Raw genomic sequence first — 397 nt, forward strand, 5'->3', positions numbered from 1 at the left:
TGGCGGGCGGGGTTGGTGTGGGCGGAGAGGAGGTTCTGCAGGAGGGCGCCGGCTTCGGGGACGAGGGTGCCGTTGACACGGAAGGCCCCGTCGGGCAGGGGTGTGAGGGTGAGGGTGCGGTTGCGGATGGGACGTTCGGGGTCGGGTGGGAGGCCGTCCGCGGTGAGGACGTCCACCCACGCGTCCGCGTGGGCTTTCACGACGCTCCACGGCACGGCCGCGGCCGTCCCGTCCGGGTAGGCGGAGGTCATCTGCGCCGGGGGTGCGGCGTCGTCCAGGTCGGTCGCGATCGCGCCGGTGGCGATCCCGACGAGGTGACGCTCCATCACCTCGAGCTTGTCGGCCTCGGAGGCGGGCGCGCCGCGGCGGGCGGTGGCGACGGCCTTCACGATCAGCG

Annotated in this window: 1 protein-coding gene; it reads right to left on the reverse strand. The window is 74.3% G+C overall.

Annotated elements, in window-relative coordinates:
• Window positions 1-397 (reverse strand): hypothetical protein (locus ACWXWW_RS17905; RefSeq protein ID WP_455971343.1); only part of this gene is annotated, 397 nt, incomplete at both ends.

This window comes from Microbacterium sp. KNMS (assembly GCF_053851835.1).